Source organism: Thermincola ferriacetica (genome assembly GCF_001263415.1).
In the GTDB taxonomy this organism is placed as follows: domain Bacteria; phylum Bacillota; class Thermincolia; order Thermincolales; family Thermincolaceae; genus Thermincola; species Thermincola ferriacetica.
The window spans coordinates 15249-31376 of record NZ_LGTE01000012.1 but is presented as its reverse complement, the minus strand read 5'-3'; the positions used below and the strand labels follow the sequence as shown (position 1 = coordinate 31376).

The 16128-nt window shown below is 48.1% G+C and carries 13 protein-coding genes, 1 pseudogene and 1 other annotated feature (1 of these 15 cut by a window edge); of the genes and pseudogenes, 13 read left to right on the top strand and 1 reads right to left on the bottom strand.

Annotated features, from left to right (window positions below):
- Window positions 1-8: 8 nt before the first annotated feature.
- The 6 genes and pseudogenes from Tfer_RS08875 to argB all read left to right on the top strand — a co-directional run bounded on the left by Tfer_RS08875 (window position 9) and on the right by argB (window position 5552).
- Complete coding sequence (locus Tfer_RS08875; protein ID WP_052218115.1) at window positions 9-608, top strand: cytochrome b/b6 domain-containing protein; 600 nt, start codon at window positions 9-11, stop codon at window positions 606-608.
- Window positions 609-787: 179 nt separating this feature from the next.
- Window positions 788-1831, top strand: coding sequence for an N-acetyl-gamma-glutamyl-phosphate reductase (gene argC, locus Tfer_RS08870; protein WP_052218114.1), 1044 nt, complete (start codon window positions 788-790; stop codon window positions 1829-1831).
- A gap of 75 nt (window positions 1832-1906) precedes the next feature.
- Complete coding sequence (gene argJ / locus Tfer_RS08865) at window positions 1907-3109, top strand: bifunctional glutamate N-acetyltransferase/amino-acid acetyltransferase ArgJ (protein ID WP_052218113.1); 1203 nt, start codon at window positions 1907-1909, stop codon at window positions 3107-3109.
- A 126-nt stretch (window positions 3110-3235) separates the two neighbouring features.
- The gene (locus Tfer_RS08860) at window positions 3236-4135 is read left to right on the top strand and encodes a radical SAM protein (protein WP_052218112.1); all 900 of its coding nucleotides are present in this window, start codon (window positions 3236-3238) and stop codon (window positions 4133-4135) included.
- 124 nt (window positions 4136-4259) lie between these two features.
- Window positions 4260-4643: pseudogene (locus tag Tfer_RS08855) on the top strand (pyridoxamine 5'-phosphate oxidase family protein); the annotation flags it as partial.
- 21 nt (window positions 4644-4664) lie between these two features.
- The gene (gene argB, locus Tfer_RS08850) at window positions 4665-5552 is read left to right on the top strand and encodes an acetylglutamate kinase (RefSeq protein WP_052218110.1); all 888 of its coding nucleotides are present in this window, start codon (window positions 4665-4667) and stop codon (window positions 5550-5552) included.
- Between the two features lie 12 nt (window positions 5553-5564).
- On the opposite strand, the gene Tfer_RS08845 is transcribed toward argB, so the two are convergent.
- Entirely contained in the window at window positions 5565-6011 is a 447-nt protein-coding gene (locus Tfer_RS08845; protein WP_052218109.1) for a hypothetical protein, read from the bottom strand.
- A gap of 195 nt (window positions 6012-6206) precedes the next feature.
- Between Tfer_RS08845 and Tfer_RS08840 the strand changes: the two genes are divergently transcribed.
- The 7 genes from Tfer_RS08840 (at window position 6207) to dapG (ending at window position 15978) form a co-directional block, all read left to right on the top strand.
- On the top strand, window positions 6207-7418 hold the full coding sequence (locus Tfer_RS08840; protein WP_052218108.1) for an acetylornithine transaminase: 1212 nt from the start codon (window positions 6207-6209) through the stop codon (window positions 7416-7418).
- A gap of 25 nt (window positions 7419-7443) precedes the next feature.
- On the top strand, window positions 7444-10659 hold the full coding sequence (carB, locus tag Tfer_RS08835) for a carbamoyl-phosphate synthase (glutamine-hydrolyzing) large subunit (RefSeq protein ID WP_052218107.1): 3216 nt from the start codon (window positions 7444-7446) through the stop codon (window positions 10657-10659).
- Window positions 10660-10727: 68 nt separating this feature from the next.
- Window positions 10728-11669, top strand: a complete 942-nt coding sequence (gene argF, locus Tfer_RS08830) for an ornithine carbamoyltransferase (RefSeq protein ID WP_052218106.1) — start codon at window positions 10728-10730, stop codon at window positions 11667-11669.
- A gap of 52 nt (window positions 11670-11721) precedes the next feature.
- Window positions 11722-12933, top strand: coding sequence for an argininosuccinate synthase (locus tag Tfer_RS08825; protein ID WP_052218105.1), 1212 nt, complete (start codon window positions 11722-11724; stop codon window positions 12931-12933).
- Window positions 12934-12967: 34 nt separating this feature from the next.
- A complete protein-coding gene (locus Tfer_RS08820; protein ID WP_152909016.1) occupies window positions 12968-13255 on the top strand; it encodes a hypothetical protein in 288 nt (95 codons plus the stop codon).
- Window positions 13256-13269: 14 nt separating this feature from the next.
- Window positions 13270-14661, top strand: a complete 1392-nt coding sequence (argH, locus tag Tfer_RS08815) for an argininosuccinate lyase (RefSeq protein WP_052218103.1) — start codon at window positions 13270-13272, stop codon at window positions 14659-14661.
- A gap of 87 nt (window positions 14662-14748) precedes the next feature.
- A complete protein-coding gene (gene dapG, locus Tfer_RS08810; protein ID WP_052218102.1) occupies window positions 14749-15978 on the top strand; it encodes an aspartate kinase in 1230 nt (409 codons plus the stop codon).
- 57 nt (window positions 15979-16035) lie between these two features.
- Window positions 16036-16128 (top strand) — a binding site (T-box leader); it runs 157 nt beyond the window's last position.

The window sequence follows — 16128 nt, the reverse complement described above, 5'->3', positions numbered from 1 at the left end:
GTTTTTGCATGCCTGGTCAAAAGGTTCTTATACAACCAAGGGGAATAAGAATTCTGCACTGGCTTTTGGCTTTTGGTCTGGTAGCGCTGTTGCTGTCGGGTTTATATATTCATTCCCCTTTCATAACCGCACCGTACGTAACTTTGAGAACGGCGCAAATAATTCAGCTCGGAGCCGGTTTTATTACGGCCGGCATAGTTGCTTTGCGGCTTTATTACGCCCTGGTGACAGGAGACTACAAAAACATTATGTTTAAGCCGGCTGATTTTAAAGAATTCATTAAACTTATTAAGTACTATCTTTTTCTTGCCCAAAAAGAACCTCCACATAAAAAGTACAATGCCGGGCAAAAACTGATTTTCACTTCCTGGCTGATAGCTTTTTTGTTTCAGTTTTGTACCGGCCTTTTGCTGTACTACCCGGTGTGGGTAAATAACCATCCCTTTTTCGGGCACCTGCAAACCATCAGGTTTTATCATTACCTGGTGGCGTTGTGGTTCCTGGCCACACTACCAATACATGTTTATCTGGTCCTAACGGGGGACCCCGGTCGCCTGCAGGCCATTTTTACCGGCTGGGCGCGCCTGGCCAGACCCAAAGGCAGCTAAATTAAATTTTTTATCGCACCCTATTGCATGTTTATGCAAAAATAATGTATAATTATAAATTATTAAACTCCGCATTAAAACTTTGTTCAACTTTCGCAGCTCTATCAGCATTGTAATGGTGAAACAATAGGTTGGGGCTGAGCGGAGGGCCGAAACTGCATATTTTGGAGGGATAGTCTATGATTAATGTAGGAATCGTTGGTGCCACCGGTTACACAGGTACCGAACTGGTGCGGTTTTTATCCAGGCACCCGCAGGTCAGGATTGCCGGTGTAACTTCCCAGAGTTACGTGGACCAGCGATATGCAGATATATTTCCCAATACGGAAAGATTTATTGACCTGGCCTGTGAAGAACAGGATTTGGATAAGCTTTTAGCCAAGTGTGATGTGATTTTTACTGCCTTACCGCACGGCGTTTCCATGGAAGTGGTTGGGGCGGCCGCGGCAAAGGGGAAAAAAGTTATTGACCTGGGAGCTGATTACCGTTTTGATGATGTAAGGGTTTACGAAGAATGGTACAAGATAGAGCATAAAACGCCGGAACTGGCCAAAAAAGCGGTTTACGGCCTGCCGGAGATTCACCGGGACGAAATAAAAAACTCGCAGGTAATCGGTAATCCGGGGTGCTACCCAACCAGTATCATACTGGGATTGGCCCCCTTGCTGAAACACGGTCAGGTTAAAGTGGAAACCCTGATCATTGATGCTAAATCAGGGGTCTCCGGCGGCGGCCGGGGACTTAATCTGGCTTTTCATTATGCCGAATGTAATGAAAATTTAAAAGCTTACAACATTGGCGTACACAGGCATACCCCGGAGATTGAACAGGAATTGAGCAAATTGGCCCGCACTGATGTCCGAGTTTCTTTCACCCCGCATTTGATTCCCATGACACGCGGAATTTTAAGTACCATTTACGCTAGTTTACATAATATCGACACCGATACCGAAGAATTGCTCAATATTTACCGGGATTTTTATAAAGATGAGTTTTTCGTGCGGATTCACCCGGAAGGAAGGTATCCACAGACAAAATACGTGTATGGGTCCAATTTTTGCGATATTGGCCTGCAATACGACCCCAGAACAAACCGGGTAATTGTTGTTTCTGTTATAGATAACCTGGTTAAAGGAGCATCGGGACAGGCGATCCAGAACATGAATATTTTATTTGGTTTGCCCGAAAAAACGGGCTTGGATTACCCGGCTTTGTGGCCGTAAATTAAAAGTCAAATCTTTATTTTTTGCTGACCTGGCTACTAGCCATTGGACATTAACCAGGACGGAGTGATTAAAATGATAAAACGAATTGACGGCGGAATTACGGCGCCAAAAGGCTTTTTGGCCAGTGGCGTAACAGCCCATATCAAAAAGGATAAAAAAGATTTAGCCGTTATATATTCTGAAACCCCTGCATCTGCGGCAGGAGTTTTCACTACCAACCGGGTCAAGGCTGCACCATTGTTGGTTTCCATGCAAAATATTGCCGACGGCAGAGCCCAGGCTGTAGTTGTGAACAGCGGCAACGCCAACGCCTGTACCGGTGAACAGGGCCTGCAGAATGCGCAGCAGATGGTTAAAACAGCGGCGGAGTGTCTGAAATTGCAGCCGGAAGACGTAATTGTGACTTCCACCGGGGTTATCGGTGTGCAACTGCCCATGGATAAAATAACGGCAGGTATAGAAAAAGCCGTGGCGGAATTATCCAGGGACGGTGGTTACAAGGCGGCCAAAGCAATCATGACCACCGATACCGTCGAAAAAGAAATAGCCGTATCTTTTAAACTGGGTGAAGCTGAAGTGGTTATCGGCGCAATGGCCAAAGGTTCAGGCATGATTCACCCGAACATGGCCACCATGTTAGGGTTTATTACCAGCGACGCGCAAATTTGTCCGGCCATGTTGGATAAGGCTTTAAGACAAGTGGTCAATCAAACTTTTAATATGATTACTGTAGACGGCGATACCAGTACCAACGATATGGTAGTGGCCTTGGCCAACGGAATGGCGGGAAATAAACTGATTGATACGGAAAATGAAGATTATGCTGTTTTTAAGCAAGCCCTCTATTATGTTTGCGAACACCTGGCCAAATCGATTGCCAGAGACGGGGAAGGGGCCACCAAGCTGATAGAGATACAGGTTGTTAACGCTTATACCGAAGAGGATGCGAAAAAAGCTGCCAAAGCTGTTGCCAACTCAAACCTGGTGAAAACGGCGATTTACGGCGAGGATGCGAACTGGGGCCGGATTATTTGTGCTGTGGGTTATTCCGGCGCTAATTTCGAACCTGATAAAATTGATATTTACATTGGTGACGTAAAAACGGCTGAACAGGGTTGTGCCCTTGGCTTCAGCGAAGAAAAGGCTAAAGAAGTTTTGATGCAGGAAGAAGTCCTGATTAAAGTTGATATGCATGTAGGTACTGCTTCAGCCAAAGCCTGGACCTGCGACTTTTCCTATGATTATGTGAAAATCAATGCCAGCTACCGGACATAGCAGTCGGCTGGTCACAGATGGCTGCTGAAAGCTTTGCTTTTAAAAATTAATCTCAGTGTCCTCTGCGTTCTCCGTGGTTTAAAACATAGGTTAAGTCTGGTAACCGGCTATCGAAGGGGGGCCTTTATGAATCTTTCCCGGGTTTTGTACCTGGCCCGGTATTATATCAGGGCAAAATTTTTCAATGACAAGAGGCCTATACTGTCGGGCATGAAACTGACCCACAGGTGTACGTTGACATGCCGCCAGTGTCCTTACTGGCAGCGGCCGGCGCCTGATTTGAGCTGGCAGAAGGCCGGGGAATTGTTCCCCTTTTTATATAAAAAGGGTATCCGCCTTTTAATTTTTGAAGGCGGAGAACCCTTGTTATGGAAAGACGGTTCTAAAACTATCCATGATTTGGTACGGGAAGCCAAACGATATTTCTTCTGTGTTGGCGTAACCACCAACGGTACCCTACCCCTTGATGTGGATGCAGATATCATCTGGGTAAGCATCGACGGACTGCGGAAAACCCATGACGCGTTGCGGGGTAAATCTTTTGATAGGATTATAGACAACATCAAATCTTCATGCCATGCTAAAATTTTTGCGAACATTACCATTAACCGTATTAACGCCGGTGAATTGCCGGAGTTGGTAAGGGTCCTGGCCCCGCTTGTCAAAGGCATTACCATACAGTTCTTCTATCCATACCCAGAGAGTGAAGACCTGGCATTGAGCTGGGAGCAGAGGTCGGCAGTGCTGGACCAATTGATAAAAATGAAGAAAGAAGGTTACCCCCTGACAGATTCGGTTTTAGCTTTACAGGCTTTAAAAGACAACAATTGGAAGTGTGAACCCTGGATGATAGCCAACGTGGAACCGGACGGAACCTTTAACCAGGGCTGTTACCTGAAAAACCGGACCGGAGATGAATATCCCTGCACCTTATGCGGTTTTGCTGCCCATACGGAAATATCCCTGGCTTATCAACTGCATTGGTCAGCCATTATGGCCGGGAAGGAGATATTGGGGATATTTTAAATCACTGCTGCTGGGGCCAGCGGCATTTTCCGGCAGGAAAAGAAATGAGGTGATATTAGTGCCCAAAAAGGATCTAGCTCCTGAACGATGTGAAGAGATCCTGCGGTAGGCGGAGTTTGGGTATCTCGGTATGTGCCGGGAAGGGGAGCCCTACTGCATACCCTTTAACTTCCTTTACGATAAGGGGAGAATCTATATACATACAGGCCATAAAGGCACCAAATGGGATTACATCACGGCCAACCCCAGGGTATGTTTTACAGTTTCCGTGCCGGGACGAAAAAAGACAGGGGAAAGCCCCTGCCAATATACCTTCGAATTCGAGAGTGTGACGGTTTTCGGCTGGGCATCGAAAGTGGTTTCGGAAGAAGAGACAGCCGAGTCCCTTGGCAGGCTGATAGACAAATACCGGGAAGGTCCGGTGGGGGCTGTGCCGGGTGATAAACTGGCGAAACTCTGTATGATCAGAATAGATATAGAAAAAATAACGGGCAGGCAAAACCTTTGAGGCCCGGAAGGAGCGGCGACTATGAACAATGCGGTGGAAAAAGCCAATGTTTTGATTGAGGCCTTGCCTTATATCAGGAAATTTTACGGTAAGACTGTGGTGATAAAATACGGCGGCCATGCAATGATAAATGACGAGCTAAAACAGGCCGTTATCAAAGATGTCATTTTGATGAAGCTTATCGGGATAAACCCTGTAATAGTTCATGGCGGTGGGCCGAAAATTACTGATATGCTGAAAAGGCTTAATATCCCTTCACAGTTTGTGGGCGGCTGCCGGGTTACGGATCCGGCCACCATGGAAATAGTGGAAATGGTTCTGGTTGGGAAGATAAATAAGGAAATTGTTGCCTTGATTAACAGGCATGGGGGCAAAGCGGTAGGATTGTCAGGCAAGGATGCCAACCTAATCCAGGCAGTCAGAAAGATGGGCAAATCTATTGATAATGAAGGCAAAGAATTGCTGCAGGATATAGGTTTTGTCGGGGATGTGGAGAAAATTAACCCGGAGATAATCCAAACTGTCATCAACGAGGGATATATTCCTGTTGTGGCGCCTGTTGGAGTCGGTGCGGAGGGCGAGAGTTATAACATCAATGCCGATTATGTGGCCGGGGAAATTGCCATAGCCCTGAAGGCAGATAAATTAATTTTGCTGACCGATGTGGAAGGAATATTTGAGGATTATAACAATAAAGATACCCTTATTTCAGAATTAAAGCTGAATCAGGTAAATGAGAAGATAACCAGCGGGGTTATTAGTGGGGGTATGATCCCCAAAGTAGAGTGCTGTGTCCGGGCAGTTGAGGGCGGAGTTACGACCACCCATATCCTGGACGGGAGGATACCCCATTCCATCCTGCTGGAAATCTTTACAGACCGCGGAATCGGGACAATGGTGGTAAGGTAAGAGATGCCGCGTTTAAACCAGTCTGATTTTGGTGTCCATGAGTTTTAAAATATATGCGGTGACAAGACCCCATATTAGTGCGCCTGCCAGTGTGGCCAAGGCAGATAGCGGGGGGATCTCTTTGAACAGGGGTAAGTTTATGGCTGTTCCTATACCGTTAACGGTAATCCAGATAACAAAACCGAAGCCTGTTCCCTTGAACAGGTAAAACCTGTGAGAAGTAAGCATGATTATATAAGCAAGCATTACACCAAACAGGGCTCCTGCGCCCAGATGGCCGATTGTGCCCACGATGTCGGCAGTCACCCCTTTGAAGGGCTTAAACATCACAAACACTTTGGCGAAATCGATAAATGTGCGGTCTGTAATTTTTAGCATTTTCATAGTTATATCGAATATTACCTGTATCGTGGCGCCGATGAACCCGGCCAGAGCGCCGGCTGTCAATCTGTCCTTCATTGAGTTTTTCACCTTTACTGTTCATTAATTGTCCTAGTAAATAATTTGCCCAACATCAGAATTGTTATTCCAACACTAACAAGTTATATAAAGCATGTTAAAAAATATGATTGAGTATGCATCTAAAAAATGTCTTATAGAAAGGGGGCTATTAGCGGGCCGTTCCTTTTCGTGATCGGCCCGTTAAGATAAGCCATGAAAACGCAAGAGATAATTGAATTAGGCCAGAAATACGTGATGAATACATACGGGCGGCTGCCTATGGCCCTGGTCAAGGGCGAGGGGGCTTTTGTCTGGGATGCCGAAGGTAATAAATATCTGGATTTTGTAGCCGGTCTGGCCGTTAATTCCCTGGGCCACTGCCATCCCAAAGTGGTTGAGGCTATCCGGGAACAGGCCGAGACCCTTATGCATGTATCCAACCTGTACTGGATTGAGCCCCAGGTGAAACTGGCCAGGTTACTGGTGGAAAATTCGGCCTTAGACAAGGTATTTTTCTGCAACAGCGGGGCGGAAGCCAATGAAGGAGCCATCAAATTGGCCCGTAAGTATGCGAAAAAGTACCTGGGCCCCGATAAATACGAAATTATTACCATGGAAAAATCCTTCCATGGCCGCACTCTGGCGGCCATTACCGCCACGGCCCAGCCCAAGTACCAGAAAGACCTGGACCCCCTGCCGCCTGGTTTTAAGTATGTGCCTTTGAACGACTTTGCGGCTTTGGAAAAAGCAATTTCCCCCAACACCTGTGCTGTTATGATGGAACCTGTACAGGGTGAAGGCGGGGTAAATGTGGCCGATTACGATTATATGCAACAGGTGAAACAGCTCTGCCTGGAGAAAAACCTGCTTTTAATTTTCGATGAAGTTCAGTGCGGACTGGGGCGGACAGGTAAATTGTTTGCTTACGAACATTACAATGTAGAGCCCAATATTATGACTTTAGCCAAGGCCATTGCCGGCGGTTTCCCCATGGGGGCTCTGCTGGCCACGGACAAGGTAGCTGAATGTTTCCAACCGGGCGACCATGCCTCCACCTTTGGCGGCAACCCGCTGGCGGCGGCAGCCGGCTGTGCGGCTGTGAGCATTTTGGCCGATAAAGACTTTCTTGTCGAGGTAGCTGAAAAAGGAGCCTATTTTGAGCAAAAGCTGCACCGTTTAAAAGACAAATATTCCTTTATCACCGATGTCAGGGGAAAAGGCCTGATTTTGGGTCTGGGAATAACCGTTGACGGGAAATCGATTGTAGATGGATGTTTGCAGAAAGGGTTAATTATCAATTGTGTTGGTTCCAATGTGTTACGGTTTATACCGCCTTTGATTATAACGAAACAAAATATTGACGACGCCGTTAACATTATTGATGAGGTTATGTCCGGCCTTTCCTTTAATGAAGTTGAGCTATAATCTTGACAAGGGGAGAAGTAATTTTATGCCGAAGCGTACTGACATAAAAAAAGTATTGGTAATAGGCTCGGGGCCGATTATTATCGGCCAGGCGGCGGAGTTTGATTATGCCGGTACCCAGGCTTGCAAAGCCCTAAAGGAAGAAGGTTTGGAAGTAGTCCTGGTCAACAGCAACCCGGCCACTATTATGACCGACGGGCACATAGCCGACAAAGTTTACATAGAACCTCTGACATGGGAATCAGTAGCCAAGATAATCCGGCTGGAAAAGCCTGACGGTTTGCTGCCTACCCTGGGCGGTCAGACGGGGTTGAATATTGCTGTGGAACTGGCCGAGAAAGGAGTGCTGCGGGAAGAGGGCGTGGCTTTGTTGGGCACTTCCCTGGAGACCATTAAAAGGGCAGAAGACCGGGAAATGTTCAAAGAGCTGATGCTGGAAATAAACGAACCTATCCCGGAGAGCGTCATCATCTCCAGGCTGGATGAAGCCTTTGAATTTGTGAAAAGAGTGGGTTATCCCGTTATTGTCCGACCGGCCTATACTTTGGGAGGGACCGGAGGAGGAATAGTCGGAAACGAAGCAGAACTGACAGAAATTGTAACCAAGGGTCTGAACGCATCCCTTATAAATCAGGTGCTGTTGGAACGCAGCGTGGCCGGCTGGAAGGAAATTGAATACGAGGTAATGCGGGACAGCGCCGATAACTGTATTACCATCTGCAACATGGAAAACCTGGATCCGGTAGGCATACATACGGGGGATAGCATAGTTGTGGCACCGTCCCAGACCTTGAGTGACAAAGAATACCAGATGCTGCGGGCGGCGGCGCTGAAAATTATTCGGGCCCTGAAAATAGAAGGGGGCTGCAATGTTCAATTTGCCCTGAACCCTAACAGTTTCGAATACGTTGTTATCGAAGTAAACCCCAGGGTAAGCCGGTCCAGTGCTTTAGCTTCCAAAGCCACCGGATACCCCATAGCCAAGATGGCAGCCAAGATAGCCATAGGGCTGCATTTGAACGAAATAACCAACCCTGTTACGGGGAAGACGACAGCCTGTTTTGAACCGGCGCTGGATTACGTGGTAGTGAAGATTCCCCGCTGGCCCTTTGACAAGTTTGCTACCGCCGACCGCCGGCTGGGCACCCAGATGAAGGCAACAGGCGAAGTTATGTCTATTGACCGCAGTTTTGAAGCTGCGTTAATGAAGGCTATCCGCTCGCTGGAAATAGGTGTCTATGGATTGAGATTAAAGAATTCCGCCCGTTGGACAGATATGGAAATCGAAGACAAACTGGCTAACGGCGATGACGAACGGCTCTTTGTTATTGCCGAAGCCTTTCGCAGGTGTATGACCGTCCGGGAAGTGGCCCAGCTTTCCAAAATTGACAATTGGTTTTTATGGAAGATTAAAAAACTGGTGGATATTGAGCAGGCCCTACAGAGTTCAGGAGGCAACCCCGCAACCGAGCTGCTTCGGGAGGCCAAGGTGAATGGTTTTTCTGATTACAACATAGCTCAGTTGACGGGTTTACCTGAGCCAGAGGTCAGGGAAATGCGCAAGAGAGCCGGCATAATCCCTGTTTACAAAATGGTGGACACCTGCGCCGCCGAATTTGAAGCGGCTACTCCCTACTATTATTCAACTTACGATGATGAAGATGAAGTGGTCGTCAGCGAAAGAAAAAAAGTCATTGTGCTGGGTTCCGGTCCCATCCGGATCGGTCAGGGCATAGAGTTCGACTATTGTTCGGTTCATTCAGTCTGGGGTTTAAAGCAGGAGGGAATAGAATCGATAATCATTAACAATAACCCGGAGACGGTCAGTACTGACTTCGATACTGCCGATAAGCTCTATTTTGAACCACTGACCTTTGAAGACGTTATGAATATTATTGAAAAAGAAAAGCCTTACGGGGTGATCGTCCAGTTTGGCGGTCAGACAGCCATCAACCTGGCCGGTGACCTTTCCGGGGCAGGAGTACGTGTGCTGGGAACTCCGGTAGCCCAGATAGATGAAGCTGAAGACAGGGAAAAGTTCGAACGCCTGCTGAGAACCCTGGCGATTCCCCAATCGGAAGGGAAAACGGCCTTCACGGTTAAAGAAGCCCAAGAAATCGCTGAAAAGCTAGGTTACCCCGTTTTGGTTCGCCCTTCCTACGTACTTGGCGGCCGGGCCATGGAGATAGTGCATAATACCGGTGAACTCCTGAAATATATGGAAACTGCCGTTCAGGTATCACCGAAGCACCCGGTGCTGGTGGACAAATATATACGGGGAAAAGAAGTAGAGGTTGATGCTATCGGCGACGGGGAAAATATCTTGATTCCCGGCATTATGGAACACATTGAACGGGCCGGTGTGCACTCCGGCGACAGTATCGCCTGTTATCCGGTACAGACATTGACACAGGAGGAACAGCAAAAGGTCATCGATTATACTACCCGGATAGCTAAAGCTTTAAAAATTTGTGGGTTGATCAACATCCAGTATGTGGTGGGTGAAGAGGAGGTATATGTTTTAGAGGTTAACCCGCGGGCATCCCGTACCGTGCCCGTTCTGAGCAAGGTTACCGGCGTGCCCATGGTTTCCGTGGCTGCCCGGGCCATGGTAGGGCGCTCTCTGCGGGAACAGGGTTATCCGACGGGTCTGTGGAAACTGCCTAACCATGTTACCGTAAAGGCCCCCGTATTCTCTTTTGAAAAGCTTACGCAGGTAGACATATCTCTGGGCCCGGAGATGAAATCCACCGGTGAAGTTATGGGTGTGGACCGCAGTTTTGCTCATGCCTTATACAAAGCCATGCTGGCGGCCGGTTTGAGATTCAGCACTGCAGGCGCCATATTGGCGGCTATTGCCGATAAAGATAAGCAGGAGGCCGTGCCTATCATAAGACAATACGCCGACATGGGTTTTGCTGTCTTTGCCACCGAGGAAACAGCCAAAGTTCTGCAGGCTGAAGGGATTCCCGCCCAACCTGTCCTGGGGCAGTTGGACCCCTTGCACCTGATTCGCGAAGGGCGGGTGCAGTTTGTGATCAATACCCCTACCAAAGGTAAAGTACGCGGCAGGCTGGGCTTCAGTATCAGGCGTACAGCAGCGGAATTCAGGGTGCCCTGTTTCACTTCCCTGGATACGGCGGCAGCGGTCTTAAAAATTCTGGAGTTTCTCCGCCGGGGAGAAGAGCCCTATCCTGTTTCCATGGACGACTTTACAGCCCACGTCAGAGGTAGAGGCTAAAGAACCTAAAAAATATTGTATAGTTTGCCTTATTAAGGTAAACTAGTAACGTGACAGGAGGGAATGCCATGATTCCGCATACAACTTTAAAGGGAAAGGACCTACTTGCCCTATACGCGTTAACCAGGGAAGAAATAATGGATATATTGAAAGTTGCTGCAGAACTCAAGCAAAAGCAGAAAGAGGGGATACCCCATCCCCTTTTGGCCGGGAAGACGCTGGCCATGATTTTTACCAAGTCTTCCACCAGGACCAGGGTATCCTTTGAAGTAGCCATGCACCAGTTAGGGGGCTATCCCCTGTTCCTGAGCGGCCAGGAACTGCAGTTGGGCCGCGGCGAGACTATTGCCGATACAGCCCGGGTATTGTCCCGTTATGTAGACGGGATCATGATCCGCACCTATGCCCATTCCGATGTGGAGGAACTGGCCAGGTACGCTGATGTGCCCGTCATTAACGGGTTAACCGATTTAAACCACCCATGCCAGATCCTGGCCGATTTCCAGACCATTATAGAGCACAAGGGCCGTCTGGAAGGATTGAAGCTGGCCTATGTGGGAGACGGCAACAATGTCTGTCATTCCCTGCTGAACGGATGTGCCAAGGTGGGGATGCATATATCTGTTGCCACGCCCAAAGGGTATGAACCAAATGCGGAGATAGTGCAGAAGGCTATGGCCGATGCCCGGGCTAGCGGAGCAGTGGTGGAAATTCTGGAGGACCCCTGCCGGGCCGTTAAAGATGCTGACGTAATATATACCGACGTCTGGGCCAGTATGGGCCAGGAGGCAGAATATGCCAAGCGGCTGAAAATATTCAGACCTTATCAGGTAAATCCTGACCTTGTCAAAGGAGCCAAGCCGGATTACCTGTTTATGCACTGCCTGCCGGCCCACAGGGGAGAGGAAGTGGCGGCGGAAGTAATCGACGGCCCCAATTCTGTTGTTTTTGACGAGGCCGAAAACAGGCTGCATGCGCAGAAAGCCGTGCTGGCGCTGACAATAGGGTAGTAAGTGGTCACTGGCCACTGTGCAGAAAATATCTGGGAAGGGAGTTTTAATCATGGCCAAAAAAGTTGTGCTTGCGTATTCCGGAGGTTTGGATACCTCAATTATCATTCCCTGGTTAAAGGAAAATTACGGTTACGAAGTTATTGCCATGGCTGCCGATGTAGGCCAGGGAGAGGAACTGGCACCGTTAAATGAGAAAGCTATCAAAACAGGGGCCAGCAAGATTTACATAGAAGACCTGAAAGAAGAATTTGTCACCGATTTCGTCTGGCCTACCTTGAAAGCGGGGGCTGTATATGAAGGTAAATACCTGCTGGGTACAAGTTTTGCCCGCCCGCTCATTGCCAAACGTCTGGTGGAAATCGCCCGGCAGGAGGGTGCTGAAGCCGTGGCCCACGGAGCCACCGGCAAAGGCAATGACCAGGTGCGGTTTGAACTAACGGTAAAGGCACTGGCGCCCGATTTGAAAATTATCGCGCCCTGGCGTGAATGGGATATCAGGTCCAGGGAGGATGCTATCGAATATGCGGAAGCCAGGGGTATCCCCATTCCTGTGAAAAAAGGCCATGCTTACAGTATGGACCGGAACCTCTGGCATTTAAGCCACGAAGGAGAAGACCTGGAAGACCCATGGAACGAGCCCAAGGACGAAATGTTGTTAATGATTACCCCGCCGGAAAAGGCTCCCGATAAACCGACTTACGTGGAAATCGAGTTTGAAAAAGGCGTTCCGGTTAAGGTTGATGGAAAGGCTTACGGGCCAGTTGAACTGATTCAGTATTTGAACGAAGTTGCCGGCAAAAACGGCGTGGGTATAGTGGACATGGTAGAAAACCGGCTGGTGGGCATGAAGTCCAGGGGTGTTTACGAAACTCCGGGCGGAACCGTTCTGTATGCGGCCCACCGTGAATTGGAGCTTTTGTGTCTGGACAGGGAAACCTTGCATTACAAGGATCTGCTGGCGCAGCGCTATGCAGAACTGGTATACTATGGTATTTGGTACCATCCGTTGCGCGAAGCTCTTGATGCCTTTGTGGATGTGACCCAGAAAACAGTCACCGGTACGGTGCGGATGAAGCTGTATAAGGGTAGTTGTACGCCGGCCGGCAGTAAATCGCCTTATTCCTTGTACAATGAGGAGTTGTCCACCTTTGGACGCGATGAGGTATATAATCAGAAAGACGCTGAAGGCTTCATAAACCTTTTTGGCTTGCCTTTAAAGGTGCGGGCCTTGATGGAGCTGAAGTCCGGACTGAGAAAATAAGTTTTTGTCAAGTTTACCGATAAGGTTGATGCCTATGATGTATTTGATATGGGGACTGCTGGTGTTAATGTCAGCCATGGGGATGTCTCTTGGCTTATTTTACTATTTTAAGCCTGAATATGTTGTGGACAGGCGGGTCAAAAAGATGAACCTTCCTGTCCACGATAAAGACCCGGAGTTCCGGAAATGGTTTAAAAAAGAATATGAGACACAGGTTAACCGGACCCGAAAAATGGGCAAGATGCTGTTCATTATTGAAATGGTATGGTTAATTATCATACTGGCGCTCCTTATCAGCGGCAGCGGTACTTTGACCAAATAAGGGGTTGAAATAAGTTGAAATTATGGGGTGGCAGGTTTCAAAAGGAAACGGACAAGCTGGTGGAGGATTTCCATTCTTCCATTGCCTTTGACCGGAGATTAGCTAAGCAGGATGTCAGAGGAAGTATTGCTCATGCCCGTATGCTGGGGAAGCAGGGCATTATATCGCCGGAAGAGGTAGATAAAATAATAGCAGGTTTGCAATCCATTTTGGCCGACATAGAAGGCGGCAAAGTGGAGTTTGAGATAGGCGCCGAGGATATCCACATGAATATAGAAAAGCTTTTAACGGAGCGGATTGGCGATGTAGGGCGCAAGCTGCACACAGCACGCAGTAGAAATGACCAGGTAGCCCTTGATATTCGTATTTATCTGAAGCAGGAAATCAGGGAGATCGAGGCTTTACTGGTCAATCTGCAGGAAACCTTGCTGGAGATGGCAGAGAAGCACCTGTATACTGTTATGCCCGGTTATACCCACCTGCAGCGGGCTCAGCCAATCACCTTTGGGCACCACCTGATGGCTTATTTCCAGATGTTCAAGCGGGATATAGAACGCATGCAAGACTGCTTTAAGAGAACTGACGTTATGCCATTGGGGTCCGGCGCTTTGGCCGGGACAACTTTTCATCTGGACAGGCAGGCTGTGGCTGCGGAACTGGACTTTTCGGCCATCAGTGAAAACAGCCTGGATGGGGTCAGTGACCGTGACTTTGCCATAGAGTTTTGTGCTGCTGCTGCTATACTGATGATGCATATGAGCCGGTTCTGTGAAGAAATAATTTTATGGGCTTCAGCGGAATTTCAGTTTATTGAGTTGGACGACGCTTATTCCACAGGCAGTAGTATCATGCCACAGAAAAAGAACCCCGATGTGGCGGAACTTATTCGGGGTAAAACGGGCCGTGTATATGGCGACCTGATGGCGCTTCTGACAGTAATGAAGTCTTTACCCCTGGCTTATAACAAGGACATGCAGGAAGATAAGGAAGCATTATTTGATGCCATTGATACGGTAAAAGGCTGTCTCCTGGTCTTTACGCCAATGGTAGAGACGATGCGTGTAAACAGGGAAGTCATGGCCAGGGCTGCCAGCGGCGGATTTACCAATGCCACGGAAGTGGCTGATTACCTGGCCAAAAAAGGGGTGCCTTTCAGAAAAGCCCATGAAATTGTAGGCAAGCTGGTGCTGGGTTGTCTGGAAAAAGGTAAATCTCTGGACCAACTGACCGTTGCAGAGTACAAAGAGGCCTCGCCACTCATCGAGGAAGATATCTATGATGCCATAAACATAGAGAAATGTGTGGCGGCCAGAAAAGTTTCCGGCGGTCCCGCCCCTGAGGCCGTTTTGGAATCCATCAAATCCGGGCGCGCCTGGCTGGAAAGGTTAAAAAATATCGCTTCTTGAATTTCAACGTAGCCGGTTGTATACTAAAAAGAATAGGATATGTTTGAAAATTCTATATCATTGGTTTTTGAGGGGAGAGAGCAAGAATTGAAAATTATTGTGCAGAAATTTGGCGGTACTTCTGTGGCAACGGCAGAAGCCAGGCACAAAGCCATGGAAAAGATTATCCGGGCTAAAAATGAAGGTTTTGCACCGGTGGTGGTTGTTTCAGCTATGGGTAGAAAGGGACAGCCTTATGCCACCGATACCCTCATAGATTTAGTAAAATCAATTGATAAGGAAATAGAACCACGGGAATTGGATCTGCTGATTTCCTGCGGGGAAATTATTTCTTCCGTTGTTTTAGCCCATTCCTTAAAAGCCAAAGGATATCCCGCTGTGGCTCTGACGGGGGCGCAGGCCGGAATACTTACTGACGACAATTATGGAAATGCGCAAATTGTGAACATAGACCCCACACCGATTAAGAAATATGTCGAGGAAGGCAAAATCGTTGTAGTGGCTGGTTTCCAGGGTTGCAGTTCCAATGGGGATGTAACCACTCTTGGGCGGGGCGGCAGCGATACGACGGCAACTGCCCTAGGGGCAGCTATTAAGGCTGAGTTTGTCGAAATTTATACTGACGTTGATGGGGTAATGACCGTTGATCCCCGTTTAGAACCGGAAGCCAATATCTTGAAAGATATTACATACAAAGAAATTTGCGAAATGGCTTACCAGGGGGCCAAGGTTATTCATCCCAGGGCTGTGGAGGCAGCTATGTCCGGGCATGTGCCCATAAAGATCAAAAATACATTTAGCGATGCGGAAGGGACGTTAATTACTGATAGGGCGGCAGCAAGGGTAATTACAGGGTTGGCTCATATCGCAGATCTCTCCCAGATCCGGGTAGTTTTGAGCGAAGAAGCCATTCAAATGGCCAAGGTCAGGGTCTTCAAGTTAATGGCGGAAGCTAAGATAAGCCTGGATTTGATCAACGTTGGGTCTGATTCTCTGCATTTTGTGGTCAGTTCCGAACAGGCCCCAAAAGCGCTGAATATATTGCAGGAGGCGGGATTTGATGCCAGGGTTAGAGCCGGCTGCGCCAAAGTATCCATTATCGGAGCAGGTATGGAAGGCGTGCCGGGCGTTATGGCGAAGGTTATGGAGAGCCTTGATAAAGCAGGTATCAACGTACTGCAGACATCTGACTCCGACATCACTATTTCCTGCCTGGTAAAAGAAGAAGACATGGCTGATGCCGTCAAAGTTCTGCACAATGCCTTTGGGCTTAACCAACAATCAGACGGAGAAGAAAATTCCGAGCAAATTTTATAAAAATTGTCTTGACATACAGGAAGAGAATTTTGTATACTAGATTCAAATTTATTTGCGGCAAAGATAATGAAGGGGAGGAGAAACATTGAATTTCAGGCTGCAGAGAGCCGGAGTAAGGTGCAAGTCCGGCGCCGAAACAATGTTTCAGGA

Coding starts and splice junctions, on each gene's coding strand:
- Tfer_RS08875 (WP_052218115.1), top strand. CDS start 9: ATGCCTGGTCAAAAGGTTCTTATACAACCAAGGGGAATAAGAATTCTG.
- argC (WP_052218114.1), top strand. CDS start 788: ATGATTAATGTAGGAATCGTTGGTGCCACCGGTTACACAGGTACCGAA.
- argJ (WP_052218113.1), top strand. CDS start 1,907: ATGATAAAACGAATTGACGGCGGAATTACGGCGCCAAAAGGCTTTTTG.
- Tfer_RS08860 (WP_052218112.1), top strand. CDS start 3,236: ATGAATCTTTCCCGGGTTTTGTACCTGGCCCGGTATTATATCAGGGCA.
- argB (WP_052218110.1), top strand. CDS start 4,665: ATGAACAATGCGGTGGAAAAAGCCAATGTTTTGATTGAGGCCTTGCCT.
- Tfer_RS08845 (WP_052218109.1), bottom strand. CDS start 6,011: ATGAAGGACAGATTGACAGCCGGCGCTCTGGCCGGGTTCATCGGCGCC.
- Tfer_RS08840 (WP_052218108.1), top strand. CDS start 6,207: ATGAAAACGCAAGAGATAATTGAATTAGGCCAGAAATACGTGATGAAT.
- carB (WP_052218107.1), top strand. CDS start 7,444: ATGCCGAAGCGTACTGACATAAAAAAAGTATTGGTAATAGGCTCGGGG.
- argF (WP_052218106.1), top strand. CDS start 10,728: ATGATTCCGCATACAACTTTAAAGGGAAAGGACCTACTTGCCCTATAC.
- Tfer_RS08825 (WP_052218105.1), top strand. CDS start 11,722: ATGGCCAAAAAAGTTGTGCTTGCGTATTCCGGAGGTTTGGATACCTCA.
- Tfer_RS08820 (WP_152909016.1), top strand. CDS start 12,968: ATGATGTATTTGATATGGGGACTGCTGGTGTTAATGTCAGCCATGGGG.